Source organism: Heyndrickxia coagulans 36D1 (genome assembly GCF_000169195.2).
GTDB classification, from domain to species: Bacteria; Bacillota; Bacilli; order Bacillales; family Bacillaceae_C; genus Weizmannia; species Weizmannia faecalis.
Genome location: NC_016023.1, coordinates 986135 through 1000204, shown reverse-complemented (window position 1 = coordinate 1000204; position 14070 = coordinate 986135). Strand labels below are relative to the sequence as shown.

Genomic DNA, 14070 nt, shown 5'->3' with positions numbered 1-14070 from the left:
TTCTGTATGGTGTTGGGGCACCGATACTTCAGCATTGGATACGATTCCAATTTTATAAGCTAAAGGTATCACCGCTTGTCTTTTACTATTTTCTTTTGGTATAACCAGCCTGACAATTAAGTAACCGGGTTCCTATTTTTTTCTGGATAGATAACTGGTAAGAGTAAAACTACCAAGCAATAGAATGCATAGAGCTAAGATCATATCCTCAATTGAAACAGACTTTATACCAAGTACAGCCATTACTCCTAAAGCAGCTATTACAAAGATCATAACCCAAAAAAGAAATATTCTGTTGTATTTTTTTCGATTTTCATAGTACGTTCATCTTCTACTACCTCATCATCGTCCTCTTGTTTTTTTAAATCCGTATTGTATTCCCAGACTCCAAAGATTGCAATTACATCACCAACAAGTGACCAAATTGGGAAGGGATGCTCAAATATAGCAACAAATATATTAATTACAATTACAGTAGCAATACATAACCAAATATTTATTGGCTTTCTTTTATAATTAGACGGCACTGTCTTCACCCTCCTCTAAAAAGAATATTTCTTCTACATTTTTGCCGAAAAACTTAGCAATTTTAAGCGCAAGCTCAAGACTGGGATTATAACGGTGATTTTCAATCGTAATGACTGTTTGCCGCGTAATTTTTAATTCTTTTGCAAGCTGTTCTTGCGTTATCCCGATTTCTTTTCTTAGTAACTTAATGTTGTTTTTAACCATAGCTGAGTATCTCCTGATATGTATAAGTTTAAATGATTTTTCCTTTCCTCAATAAAGTAAGAGTATCTTTACAAACAGTATATCCGGTTTATTCAAAAATGTAAATATCTTTTTACGTAAAGACACCTTTACATCAAGAAATCTCAATGAATGTCTTTACCGTTTTTGTTTGAAAACTCAATTTTGGGGATGCAAAATTACCTATAAAAAAACCCTCTTTCAAAATATGTTGCTTTTAAAACCCGATCATATACAATATACACGTGGAAAATGGCCTAAACTGAATAAAAAGAGAGCTGGCTTTTATGCAACCAAATGAGCCACTTGGTCTGATTCATCTGTTTTTAGCTGCGTGAAACATTCACTCATCTTTTTCACGATGACAGCAGAAAATGAAAAATTCCCGGGGACAGTCCCCTCAAAAGACACGATTCACACACAGCCGGGAAAATCTTGTCATATACACAATGCGTACCGGCCCATCGTACGTGGTAAACTAAATTTGCACTAATATAAGGAGGAGAAAAAATGGCCTTTTCTCAAAGAATTCTTCCGGCTTCTGTTAACATGAAGGAGTTTGAAAGGTTTTTAAAAAGTGATTATGAAATCGGGATTTTTCTCGAGCTGCACATCTCACAGCTCAAATACGTTGCGGCAATGGCGAAGGCGGAAGGCAAAAAAATGATTTACCATGTGGACTTGATCCAAGGCCTAAAGAGTGATGATTACGCAACGGAATATTTATGCCAGGAGTATCAACCTTTCGGGCTGATATCAACAAAAGCCAATGTCATACAAAAAGCAAAGCAAAAGGGAGTCGTCTCGATCCAAAGAATGTTTTTAATTGATTCGCATGCGCTCGAGAAAAGTTACAAATTAATTGAACGGACGAAACCTGATTATATTGAAGTTTTGCCGGGAATAGCGCCATGGATGATCACCGAAGTAAAGGAACGGCTTGGCATTCCAATTTTTGCAGGCGGGTTGATCCGTACGCGGGAAGATGTGGAAAAAGCATTGAAAGCCGGAGCGGAAGGCATCACCACCTCGGACACGGAATTGTGGGAAGCCTTTTTGGAAAAGAAATAAAGATAAGCGGCTGTTCCGGGCGGCCGCAGTGGTTTTTTTGCATGGGACGGCACCCGGGTGTACAGCGGGCATATTGACAAGCCGACTCCTAACCAGAAGTGGAAGCGATGTGAAACATTCTCCCATTGGAGCCGAATGCAGCCCAGCGGAATCCTAAGTCTGCTGGCAAGGATGTCCGCTTCTTTCAACAAAATCTGGAAAAATCCGGTATATATTTTTTTGTGAACATGGATTGACAAAATTTAAAGTAAGCGTTATCATCATACATAAGTTAATAAACTTGGCAGGAGAACAAAGAGATCCACTCCATTCGCAACAAATTTGCGGGCGTCGTGGGTCTTTTTGTTCTTTTTTGATGAAAGGGACCGGAGTGTTGTCGGATCAGCTTTTAATTCATTGGAAATGGAGGAAGGGGTATGAATCCATATTTCGCAGAATTGGTTGGCACAGCCATACTCATTATTTTTGGCGGCGGTGTCTGCGCCAATGTCAATTTGAAAAAATCATTCGCCTACCAGAGCGGCTGGATTGTCATTTCGTTCGGGTGGGGGCTTGGCGTGGCCATGGCGGCTTATGCAGTCGGAAAATACAGCGGCGCTCACTTAAATCCTGCGCTTACAGTCGGGCTTGCATTTAACGGGGATTTTCCATGGCCGAAAGTGGCCGGATATATTCTGGCGCAAATGGTCGGGGCCATGATCGGTGCTGCCGTCGTATTTTTTCATTTTTTGCCGCACTGGAAGGAGACGGACGATCCCGGCGCCAAACTTGGCGTATTTTCAACCGGGCCGGCCATTCCAAATTATTTTGCGAATCTTATCAGTGAAATCATCGGGACTTTTGTTCTCGTGCTCGGCGTACTGACAATCGGCGCGAATAAGTTTACGGAAGGGCTGAACCCGTTCATCGTCGGCATGCTGATTGTCGCGATCGGGGTATCGCTTGGCGGGACGACGGGTTATGCGATCAACCCTGCCCGCGATCTTGGCCCGAGAATTGCCCATTTTCTGCTCCCGATTGCAGGAAAAGGGCCTTCGAATTGGCGCTATGCGTGGGTGCCGGTTGCCGGTCCGCTGCTCGGGGGTTCTCTCGGGGGTGTTTTTTACCGGGCTGTATTTAAGAATGATTGGACACCCGCGTTTTGGGGTGTTTTGCTAACGAGTTTGCTTGTATTATTGATAGTATGGATGATAGAAAACAAGAAAACGAGAGCGTAAGGAGGAAAAAACGGGATGGAGAAATTTATTTTATCCATTGACCAGGGGACAACGAGTTCAAGGGCCATTCTTTTTAACCAAAAAGGGGAAATTGTGCATACAGCCCAGCAGGAGTTTCACCAGTATTTTCCACAGCCTGGCTGGGTGGAGCACAATGCAAATGAAGTGTGGGCATCGGTGCTAGCGGTTATGACGACCGTTTTGACAGAAGCGGATGTGGAGCCGAAACAGATTGCCGCGATCGGAATTACCAACCAGCGGGAGACAACGGTCGTCTGGGATAAAAACACCGGGCATCCGATTTACAATGCCATCGTCTGGCAGTCGCGGCAGACAGCGGACATTTGCGCCGATTTAAAAGAAAAAGGCTATACTGATATGGTCCGTGAAAAAACCGGGCTCCTTATCGACCCGTATTTCAGCGGGACAAAAATCAAATGGATCCTCGACCATGTTGACGGGGCAAGAGAACGCGCTGAAAAAGGCGAGCTCCTGTTTGGAACAATCGACACTTGGCTGATCTGGAAATTTTCAGGCGGAAAAGCCCATGTTACCGACTATTCGAACGCGTCCCGGACACTTTTGTACAATATTTACGATTTGAAGTGGGACCCCGAGCTGCTTGAAATGCTGGACGTTCCTGCTGCGATGCTTCCGGAAGTCAAACCTTCCTCCCATGTTTATGCACAGACTGCGCCGTACCATTTCTTCGGCGAGGAAATTCCGATCGCAGGCGTGGCGGGCGACCAGCAGGCGGCGCTGTTCGGGCAGGCCTGCTATGAAGATGGGATGGCGAAAAATACGTACGGCACCGGTTGCTTTATGCTCATGAATACCGGCGAAAAAGCCGTTTCTTCCAAGCATGGATTGCTGACGACGCTTGCATGGGGCATTGACGGCAAAGTCGAGTATGCCCTTGAAGGCAGCATCTTTGTGGCAGGGTCAGCAATTCAATGGCTGCGTGACGGGATGCGCATGATCAAAGACAGCGCCCAAAGTGAATCGTATGCAGAACGGGTCGATTCGACAGATGGCGTGTATGTCGTGCCGGCATTTGTCGGGCTTGGGACGCCGTACTGGGAAAGCGATGTGCGCGGCGCGGTGTTCGGGCTGACACGGGGCACCACGAAAGAACATTTTATCCGGGCCACGCTTGAATCGCTCGCCTACCAGACGAAAGATGTGCTTGCCGCGATGGAGGCGGATTCCGGATTGCCGCTTAAAACATTGCGTGCGGACGGCGGCGCAGTGAAAAACAATTTTCTCATGCAGTTCCAAAGCGATATGTTGGGCGTGCCGGTTGAACGCCCGGTTGTGAGCGAAACTACAGCACTTGGCGCCGCATATTTGGCGGGGCTTGCGGTCGGTTACTGGGAATCGCGTGAAGAAATTGCCCGCCAGTGGAAAGTGGAACGCAAATTTGAACCGTCACTCGCGGAAAAAGAGCGCGAAGCCTTATATGACGGATGGAAAAAAGCAATCCGTGCAACCATTGCCTTTAAATAGATTTGCAGATTGCTGCAGGCAGCGCGGTAATCTGGCTTAGCCTGCGACCAAATTGGGCAGTCATACGGAAGTGGGCATGCAGTAGGCAACGTGGTTTATCTAGGTTAACCTGCGACCCAAATTGAGCAGCTGTACGGAACCGGGTATGTAGAGGCAACACGGCTTATCTTGCTACCCTGCCACTGAACTGGGCAGCCATACGGAAGCGGGCACGCAGTAGGCAACACAGTTTATCTCGCTTAACCTGTGCAGCATAGCTGTTGCAGGCGGTCCCTGCTTTTAAAAAGCTTGCAGGGATACCATGGCAATAACACCTTGGATTCTTTGTAGCCGCAATACTAGCAGGCAATCAATAGTTCTGCGCCAGCTTAACCTGTGAGTTTACGTGGCCAGCTATTGCTTTGTTGCCTCGCATGATTCGGGCGCCATTGCCTTCTATGTTTTGATGCGCTGCCTTATCTAACGGGGCAACGGCAAGAAACGGGGATTACTACATTTTCCCGGTGCATAACAGCTGAAAATCAGTGGAAGGTCTGTTATAATAAAAACAAGTTCATAAAATGTCAAGAGATGCAGAGAGACCTGGCTTGTTTTATGGGAGTTTTCCATAATGCATGGTTCAGGTCTCTTTTTATTTTGAAGGAGGGGACGAAAATGGAATTTTCAGGAAAACAGCGCGGGACAGTTTTACAAAACATGAAGGATAAAACGTTCGATCTGCTTGTGATCGGTGGCGGCATTACAGGGGCCGGCATTGCGCTTGACGCAGTGTCGCGCGGCATGTCTGTAGCGCTTGTCGAGATGCAGGATTTCGCGGCGGGCACATCAAGCCGGTCAACCAAACTTGTCCACGGGGGCCTGCGGTACTTGAAACAATTTGAAGTAAAAATGGTGGCGGAAGTCGGAAAAGAGCGCGCCATCGTTTATGAAAACGGCCCGCATGTGACAACGCCGGAATGGATGCTGCTGCCGTTCCATAAGGGCGGGACGTTCGGCGCATTTACAACGAATATCGGCTTGCGGCTGTACGACTTTTTAGCCGGCGTGAAAAAAACGGAACGCCGGAAAATGCTGTCGGCTTCGGAAACCTTAAACAAGGAACCGCTGATCAAAAAAGATGGGCTGAAAGGCGGCGGTTATTATGTCGAATACCGGACGGACGACGCGCGGCTGACCATTGAAGTGATGAAAGCAGCAGTCGCACACGGGGCGCTGGCTGTCAACTATACAAAAGCGGAAGAGTATTTGTACGAAAACGGCCGTATCTCGGGTGCTACTGTTCGTGACCAGATCAGCGGGGAAACCGTAAACGTGCGGGCGAAAATGGTCGTCAATGCGACCGGGCCGTGGAGTGATAAAATGCGCAATAAAGACGGGAAAGGGAGCAAAAGCCTCCGCCTCACAAAGGGCGTGCATATTGTGTTTGACCAAAGTATCTTTCCGCTCCGGCAGGCCGTGTATTTTGATACGCTGGACGGCCGCATGGTGTTTGCCATTCCGCGCGGCGGCAAAACGTACGTCGGCACAACGGATACATTTTACGACAAAGACCCGATTCACCCAAAACCGCTCCCGAAAGATATTGATTACTTATTAAAAGCGATCCACTTTATGTTTCCAAAAGTCAAAGTGACAGCCCGTGATGTCGAATCAAGCTGGGCCGGCGTCCGTCCATTGATTTACGAAGAAGGAAAAGACGCCTCCGAAATTTCGCGTAAAGATGAAATTTGGGAATCCGACAGCGGCCTCGTGACAATCGCAGGCGGCAAACTGACCGGTTACCGGAAAATGGCGGAAACGGTTGTAGATCTTGTAGCACGCAGGCTTGGCGGCAATTTTCAGCCGTGCCAAACGAAGCACTTGCCGATTTCCGGCGGTGATGTGGGCGGCTCTGAAAATTTGCCGGCGTTTGTCAAAGCAAAAACAAAAGAAGGCGAAGCAAGCGGCCTGTCTGCGGAAGCAAGCCGGGCGATTGCGGAAAAATACGGCACGAACGCGGATCACGTATATGCATATGCGAAAAGCTGGAAAGACGACTATCCGCTACCGCGGGAAGTGTACGCCGTATTGAAATATGCAGTGGAACAAGAAATGGTGGTAAAACCGGTCGATTTCTTCATTCGCCGTACCGGTGCCCTTTTCTTCGATATCAACTGGGTCCGCAAATGGAAAGAGCCGGTTATAGCATGGATGGCCGCTGAATTTTCCTGGGATGAAGAGACAGAACAGGCGTACAGGAAAGAATTGGAAGAAGCATTGCGGGAAGCGGTCCCGGAAGTGTAAACTTGTTCCGGGAAAGGGCACAGACCTTGGTGGCGAAAAAGGATTGGTTGACTATTCATATTGGAAGCATACGTCTCAGCTTTCTTGCAAAGACAGCTGGAAAAAGGCAGCGGGCACTGTTCCGCTGCTTTTTTGCGCTTTGCTTGCACCGATATTTTTTAAAAGCAAAATTTTTTTAATATAAAAATAGTGAAAACGGGATAAACCTGTACTATAATAGAAATATAGTTCGTGACGCTAAAATGTAAGCGCAAACAGAGGGGATGGAAAATGAGGATCAACTTTCGGAATCTTACAGTACAAGTCATTATCGGCATCATTCTGGGTATTATTGTAGGACTTGTTTCACCTAAATTCGGCGCGGAACTGAATATTCTCGCGCAATGGTTTATTAAACTGATCAAAATGCTCGTCCCACCGATTATCTTCTTTACGGTCATTATCGGGATCGGCGGCATGGGGGATTTGAAAAAAGTCGGTCGAATCGGCGGCAAGGCGCTTATCTATTTTGAAGTCGTCAGCACGGTTGCGCTCGCCATCGGTCTGATTATCGTGAATTTGATCCAACCCGGCCACGGCATTGATACAAGCCATGCGAAAACAAGCAAGGTTTCACAATTCGTCACACAGGCAAAAGACAGCGAACACGGTTTTATCGGTTTTATTTCCGGTATTATTCCGGAAAGCATCGCCGGGGCTTTTGTCAAGGGAGATCTTTTACCAATTTTATTTTTTGCGGTACTGTTCGGGGTTGCTGCCGCATCCCTCGGGGAGAGGGCAAAACCGGTTATCCGCTTTTTTGAAGACATGACGGAAGTTTTCTTTAAAATTGTCGGTATTGTCATGAAAGTGTCACCGATCGCTGCATTCGGGGCAATGGCATATACAGTTGGCCAGTTTGGCGCAAGCTCGCTGATCAATCTCGGCGAATTAATGGGGTCTGTCTACCTGACGATGATCATTTTTATCTTGCTTGTCCTCGGCGGGATTGCAAAAGCGTTCGGTTTCAACATTTTCAAGTTCATCGCTTATATAAAGGAAGAACTTTTACTCGTGCTCGGGACTTCTTCATCGGAATCGGCGATGCCTTCCCTGATGAGAAAACTCGAAAACTTTGGTTGCTCAAAATCCGTTGTCGGCCTTGTCGTTCCAACCGGATACTCGTTTAACCTTGACGGCACCGCCATCTATTTGTCGATGGCATCCATTTTCATTGCGCAGGCGTATAATGTGCACCTGACGATCGGGCACCAAATTATGCTGCTGCTGATTTTAATGCTGACATCAAAAGGGGCGGCCGGCGTGACCGGTTCCGGTTTCATTACCCTTGCTGCGACTTTGTCTGCGTTCCCGGTTATCCCGGTTGCAGGGATTGCGCTGTTGATCGGCGTGGACCGGTTCATGTCTGAATCACGCGCGCTCACAAATATTATCGGGAATGCCGTCGCGACGGTCGTCATCTCCAAAACGGAAAAAGAATTTGACAAAAATGAAGCACTGGAAACGGCTGCCCATCCTACAGAATCGATTCCTTCTTAATAAGAGGCGCTCCGATTGGGGCCCTCTTCTTTTTTAACATTGGCTTTGGAGAATACGCGGGGTAATTGAGAGATAGTTGCACTTTATTGAAGGAAGGATAAGAGGCGTTCCGAGGGGGGACACTCTTATTTTTTTAACATTGACTTTGACTTTGGGCGGTGTGCTTATTTTTGTGTACAATAGGGTGTGTTGAGGGATTTGTCCAGCAGGCCGCCTGCAGCTACGTAATGATATCTATGAAATTTGGAGAATACCGAGTAATTGAGGGATAATTGCACTTTATTGAAGAAGGGAAGTGAGCGCTTTGGAAAACCTGCGTAAAATGCCGCTTTTTAAAGGACTCGGGGACGCGGATCTGGCTGTGATCGCCGATATATCTGTTAAAAAGCATGCAGAAAAGGATGCGCATATTTTTTTCCAGGGGGACCCGCAGGAAGCCGTTTATTTTATTGAAAGCGGGGAAGTGAAAATTTACCGCACCGATGCGAACGGCAAAGAGCAAGTTGTCACACTGCTTCGCGATGGCGACATGTTCCCGCATGTTGGTTTTTTCCGTAAAATAAGCTACCCGGCGAATGCGATGGCGGTTGTAGACACGAATCTCGTTGCGATCCGGATTACTGATTTTGAAAACGTGTTGCTCAACAATCCGCAGCTGACCATGACTTTATACGGTGTGATGAGTGATGAAATCCTTGACTTGCAGGACCGGCTCGAAGCCCAGATTTTAAACAACGCTTACGAGCAAGTAGTCAAACTTTTTCTGCGCCTCACCCGCACACATGGCGTTCAGGAAAAAGACGGGTTTGTCCTCGTGAAAACCCCGCTCAACAACTCCGACCTCGCCAACATGATCGGCGTCACCCGTGAAACGGTCAGCCGCACGATCCGCCAGCTTAAAGAAAAAAACCTCATCCTCCCGCAGGAAAAAGGCACATACCTCATTCACCAGGAAAAACTGACGGAGGAACTGCTCGGGGTATAAAGATTTTCCCGCCGGTAAGAATTAAAGCAAAGAAAGACAAGGGGGCGTCGTGGGAGCGAAATGTCTTTCATCGGGGTGATGAAGGACAAAAGTAAAGTGCCCGTGCAGCGAAATGTCTTTCATCGAGGTGATGAAGGACAAAAGAGGAGCGCCCGGGTCAGCGAAATGTCTTTCATCGGGGTGATGAAGGACAAAAGAGAGGCGTTCGGGCAGCGAAATGTCTTTCATCGGGGTGATGAAGGACAAAAGAGAGGCGTCCAGGCAGCGAAATGTCTTTCATTGGGGTGATGAAGGACAAAAGAGGGGCGTCCGGGCAGTGAAATGTTCTTCATCAGAGCTATGAAAGACAAAAGTGAAGTGCCCGAGCAGCGAATTGTCTTTCATCAAGGTGATGAAAGACAAAAGGGGGTTGCCCACGCAGCAAAATGTCTTTCATCGGAGTTATGAAAGACAAAAGAGAGCTGGAATCCGAGCAAATTGTCCTTTTGGGGGATTCAAAAAGACAAAAGAAAGCCGGACCCGGGGTGAATTGTCCTTTTGGAGGTCTCAAAAAGACAAAAGAAAGCTGGGATCCGGGCAAATTGTCTTTTTGGGGGATTCAAAAAGACAAAAGAGAGCTGGAATCCGAGCAAATTGTCCTTTTGGAGGTCTCAAAAAGACAAAAGAAAGCCGGACCCGGGGCAAATTGTCCTTTTGAAGGTCTCAAAAAGACAAAAGAGAGCTGGGATCCGTACAAATTGTCCTTTTGAAGGTCTCAAAAAGACAAAAGAGAGCTGGAATCCGGGCAAACTGTCCTTTTGGAGGTTTCAAAAAGACAAAAGAAAGCCGGACCCGGGGCAAATTGTCCTTTTGGGGGGTTCAAAAAGACAAAAGAGAGCTGGAATTCGAGCAAACTGTTCTTTTGGAGGTCTCAAAACGACAAAAGAGGAACGCACGCGCAACGAGTTGTCTTTCCCCGGGGCCAGGAAAGAAAAATAAAAAGCAAACCGCCCCTTTTTAAAAGGCTGCCTGGGAGGACAGCCTTTTAAAAGTCAAACGGCTTCTTCGAGCAACCGCTTAAATAGAATATTATTCTCCAGGTGAATGTGCTGGAATGTATCATTTTCAAAATTTTCAAGGCGGTGGTATACGAGCTGGAATGTACGGCATGCCCCTTCCGGCAACGTATAGTCATTCGTAATTTCGCGGAGCCGGTGCAAAATTTCCCCGACAGCAGCATGTTCTGTTTCAAGATCGGTCAAACCGGCTGTCGCGGCTTTCAGGTTAGCGGCAGTTGGAAGGCTTTCGTATGCACGAATGGCCGGGAATTGTTCGGTATCTTCTTTTTCAGTATGCTCCAGCAGTTCTGTTTTTAATTGGTTAAACAGTTTATGCACTTCGATGAGATGCGGGTGGTTGCCGCCGTGGACACGCATCACTTTTGTTACATACGGGCTCAAGTTTGGCAGTTCCTCGCGCAAAAACGCGTGATGGGTGGCCTGAATATAGTTGACAATTTCCGTATAGCCCGCTTCATTCCAATTTTGCTCAGTGCCTTTTCCGGCATATTGGCCATAAAGGTTGCAAATAGCATCAAGTAGTTCATCTGCTGATAGGTTGCGCTTTTCCGCAGCTTCTTTCACAGACACATTGCCGCCGCAACAAAAATCGATACGATTTGCTTTAAACAGATCCGCCGCTTTTGGGAATAAGGTTACGATTTCCCCGACAGTCTGGCTCGTTGTAAAACGTTCCATCGAATTCACTCCTCCATTTCATTGCTGCCTTCATCATAAACCATCAGCACCTGCTTATTTGTGATGCACATCACAGCAATTGAGGAAAGTTCTTATTTATGTTAAGGAAGCGCGAAAAAACGAAGGCCTTCCTTCATATAGAGTGCGTCTACATTAAGGAAGCGTGGAAAAAAGAAAGCCTTTCTTCACATAGAGTGCGTCTATGTTAAGGAAGCGTGGAAAAACGAAGGTCTTCCTTCACCTAGAGTGCGTCTATGTTAAGGAAGCGCGGAAAAAAGACGGTCTTCCTTCACCTAGAGTGCGTCTATGTTAAGGAAGCGTGAAAAAAAGACGGCCTTCCTTCACCTAGAACCCGTCTACGTTAAGGAAACACAAAAAAAAGACTTCCTTTCTTCACATAGGGCGCGTCTATGTTAAGGAAGCACGCAAAAATGAAGTCCTTTCTTCACCTAGAGTCCGGCTATGTTATTTATATAGAAAAAAAGCATCCCAAAACCTTGGCCATAAGAAGCATGATCTGCCCAAAGAAAAAAGCGCCAATCTAAATTGGCGCCTCCGCAATTATTCCGCTTTGCTTGCTTCTAATTCCACCGTAAATTTGATTTCATCGCCAACGAGGACACCGCCTGTTTCAAGGGCTGCGTTCCAAGTAAGGCCGTAATTGCTCCGTTTTACGGTCCCTTCTGCACTAAAGCCAGCTGTTTCCGCGCCGCTCATCGGGTTTTTCGAAATCCCTTCAAATGTGACTTTAAATGTTTCTTCTTTTGTCACGCCATGAATCGTTAAATCACCGGTAACGTTATAATCATTGTCCCCTGCCTTTGTAACCGACTTGGAAACAAATGTAATATTCGGATATTGTTCAACATCTAAGAAATCTGCAGAACGAAGATGATTATCGCGGTCATCATTTTTCGTATGAATGCTGCTGGCATCAACAATAAAAGAAACTTTTGCATCCGTTAAATCTTGGGGATCAGCTTCGATTTCGGCTTCGAATTTTTGAAAAGACCCTTTTACTTTTGAAATCATCATATGTTTTACTGTGAAATCAATGGTGCTATGTGCATAGTCAACTGCCCATTTTGTTTTTGTCATCCTAAATTCCTCCTGTTTTTAAAACTTACTTTTCGTAACTTAGTTTAATATTGTAAGTGAAAAAAGTCAAGAAAACCGAACCCATTTTTTTAAAAGGGTTCGGTTTCTAAATCTGCAGGTAGGCAGAACCCTGCATGTTAACAGTGTTTTTGCACTTTCTTTCGCAGTATAGTGGTTCTTACACCAGGCAGAATCCTGCATGTTAACGGTGTTTGCGGGAACCAATCCGGGTACGCCGTAAGTCGCGCAAAAGCCGCGTGCTGAAAACCCGCAGCAATGCGTGCCAATCAATAACTGGAGAAGGTAGGTAATTCCAGCCCAAAAATTGCATGCCAACTTATATATAGTGATGCCCATTCCATCGCATCTATATACTCCGGCTTTAGCTCTAGGCCAGATTGGACAGGTGCAGCCATTCATTCCTTGGTCATTACGTATACTTCAATTCGGTCGTCAACCGAGCTCCGCGGCAAAGCCATTCATTTCTTGACAATTGCGTATGCTCAATTCGGTCGTCAACCGAGCTCCGCGGCAAAGCCATTCATTTCTTGACAATTGCGTATGCTCAATTCGATCGCCAACCGAGCTTCGCGGCAAAGCCATTCATTCCTTGGCCATTACGTAAACTTCAATTCGTGTATCAACCGAGCCTCGCAAGCGCAGCCATTCATTCTTTGACAATGCCGTGCAACATGCAGATGTCATTCTGCAAACGGGAACCAGCCCGGCGTTGAGATGATCATCTTCCACAGCGGTTCCGGAATAACGAGCCGTTCGCGGTCGTCTTTTCTTAACGCGGTTTGAATTGCATCCTCCTGGCCGGCTTTAATTTTTTCCACCCAATGCGGCTCCATGACAAGCTCACGGCCGAGGGCAATAAGCGGTACATCGGTTTCCATTGCCTTCAAAACCTCGTCTCCTGTGTGCAGGGAGCCGACGCCGATCAAAGGCACGCGGCCTGCGACATGTTCCACGATCTGTTCCATGCGCGGACGGCCGGGTTCACCGCCGCGGCGGGCTTTAGACCAGAAGTGCTGCAGGGAAATATGCACATAGTCGAGCTCTTTTTTCATCAGCGCATCCAAAAGCGCGAACGTGTCATCCATCGTAATCCCCGGTTCGTACGGTTCTTCCGGGGATAAGCGGTATCCGACTAAAAACGGCCGGTCCGCATATTCCGCCACCGTTTTTTTCACAGCATCGACGACAGCAAGCGGGAATGCAAGCCGTTTTTCCAGACTGCCGCCCCACTCGTCTTCACGCCGGTTCGTATACGGGGAGAAAAATTGTTGAATCAGATAGCCGTTTGCGCCGTGAATTTCAACGCCATCAAAACCAGCTTCGATCACGCGGCGTGTTGCTTCGCCGAATGCTTTCACAATTTCAGCGGTTTCTTCTCCCGTCAACGCGCGTGCATGGACGCTGCCGTCTGACGAATCTGTTTCACTTGCGCTCACAACATCCCCGCCCGGCACGAGTTCAGCCGGGCATTCGCGGCCACCATGGTGGATTTGCACAACCGCTTTTGCACCGTTTTGCTGAATCGTTTGTGCTAGTTTTTTCATGCTCTCAACCATTTCATCTGTATGCGCGCCAGGTTGCCCGGTAAATGCTTTGCCGTTTTCCGTAACATTGGCACATGCCGTCACGACCATCCCCGGCCCTTTGGCACGTTCTGCATAATAACGCAGCTCGGCAGCGGAAATCGTGCCGTCATCATTCGAGGAATAATGGGTCATCGGCGCCATCACGATGCGGTTTTCCGCCCTGACGCCGCTTTTAAACGTAATTGGTTCAAACAGTTTATCGTATTTGCTCATGGTAGTGCTCCTTTCCTGTTTGCTTTCGCTTTTTTATTATGTTCCAATCTGCAAAAAAATGAAAA

General features: G+C 47.1%; 11 protein-coding genes. 6 read left to right on the top strand and 5 right to left on the bottom strand.

Annotated features, from left to right (window positions below; genetic code table 11):
* Positions 1–269 precede the first annotated feature (269 nt).
* Together BCOA_RS21850 and BCOA_RS21845 are read right to left on the bottom strand one after the other, a co-directional pair.
* Positions 270–527, bottom strand: a complete 258-nt coding sequence (locus BCOA_RS21850) for a hypothetical protein (RefSeq protein WP_014096285.1) — start codon at positions 525–527, stop codon at positions 270–272.
* Positions 517–732, bottom strand: a complete 216-nt coding sequence (locus BCOA_RS21845; RefSeq protein ID WP_014096284.1) for a helix-turn-helix transcriptional regulator — start codon at positions 730–732, stop codon at positions 517–519. Before BCOA_RS21845 ends, BCOA_RS21850 begins: the two co-directional genes overlap by 11 nt.
* Before the next feature lie 528 nt (positions 733–1260).
* Between BCOA_RS21845 and BCOA_RS21840 the strand changes: the two genes are divergently transcribed.
* The 6 genes from BCOA_RS21840 (at position 1261) to BCOA_RS21815 (ending at position 9351) form a co-directional block, all read left to right on the top strand.
* A complete protein-coding gene (locus tag BCOA_RS21840) occupies positions 1261–1821 on the top strand; it encodes a glycerol-3-phosphate responsive antiterminator (protein ID WP_014096283.1) in 561 nt (186 codons plus the stop codon).
* A gap of 416 nt (positions 1822–2237) precedes the next feature.
* Positions 2238–3038, top strand: coding sequence for an MIP/aquaporin family protein (locus tag BCOA_RS21835; RefSeq protein ID WP_014096282.1), 801 nt, complete (start codon positions 2238–2240; stop codon positions 3036–3038).
* A gap of 15 nt (positions 3039–3053) precedes the next feature.
* A complete protein-coding gene (gene glpK / locus BCOA_RS21830) occupies positions 3054–4544 on the top strand; it encodes a glycerol kinase GlpK (protein ID WP_014096281.1) in 1491 nt (496 codons plus the stop codon).
* 654 nt (positions 4545–5198) lie between these two features.
* A complete protein-coding gene (locus BCOA_RS21825; protein ID WP_014096280.1) occupies positions 5199–6827 on the top strand; it encodes a glycerol-3-phosphate dehydrogenase/oxidase in 1629 nt (542 codons plus the stop codon).
* A 270-nt stretch (positions 6828–7097) separates the two neighbouring features.
* Positions 7098–8366 carry a C4-dicarboxylate transporter DctA gene (dctA, locus tag BCOA_RS21820; RefSeq protein WP_014096279.1) on the top strand — a complete coding sequence of 423 codons (1269 nt, stop codon included), beginning with the start codon at positions 7098–7100 and terminating at the stop codon, positions 8364–8366.
* 304 nt (positions 8367–8670) lie between these two features.
* Positions 8671–9351 (top strand): Crp/Fnr family transcriptional regulator, encoded by a 681-nt coding sequence (locus BCOA_RS21815; protein ID WP_014096278.1) that lies wholly within the window; start codon positions 8671–8673, stop codon positions 9349–9351.
* 1031 nt (positions 9352–10382) lie between these two features.
* On the opposite strand, the gene ric is transcribed toward BCOA_RS21815, so the two are convergent.
* The 3 genes from ric to BCOA_RS21785 form a co-directional block, all read right to left on the bottom strand.
* A complete protein-coding gene (gene ric / locus BCOA_RS21795; protein ID WP_014096275.1) occupies positions 10383–11087 on the bottom strand; it encodes an iron-sulfur cluster repair di-iron protein in 705 nt (234 codons plus the stop codon).
* A 561-nt stretch (positions 11088–11648) separates the two neighbouring features.
* A complete protein-coding gene (locus tag BCOA_RS21790) occupies positions 11649–12185 on the bottom strand; it encodes a YceI family protein (protein WP_014096274.1) in 537 nt (178 codons plus the stop codon).
* Positions 12186–12886: 701 nt separating this feature from the next.
* Entirely contained in the window at positions 12887–14005 is a 1119-nt protein-coding gene (locus BCOA_RS21785; protein ID WP_014096273.1) for an NADH-dependent flavin oxidoreductase, read from the bottom strand.
* Positions 14006–14070 lie beyond the last annotated feature (65 nt).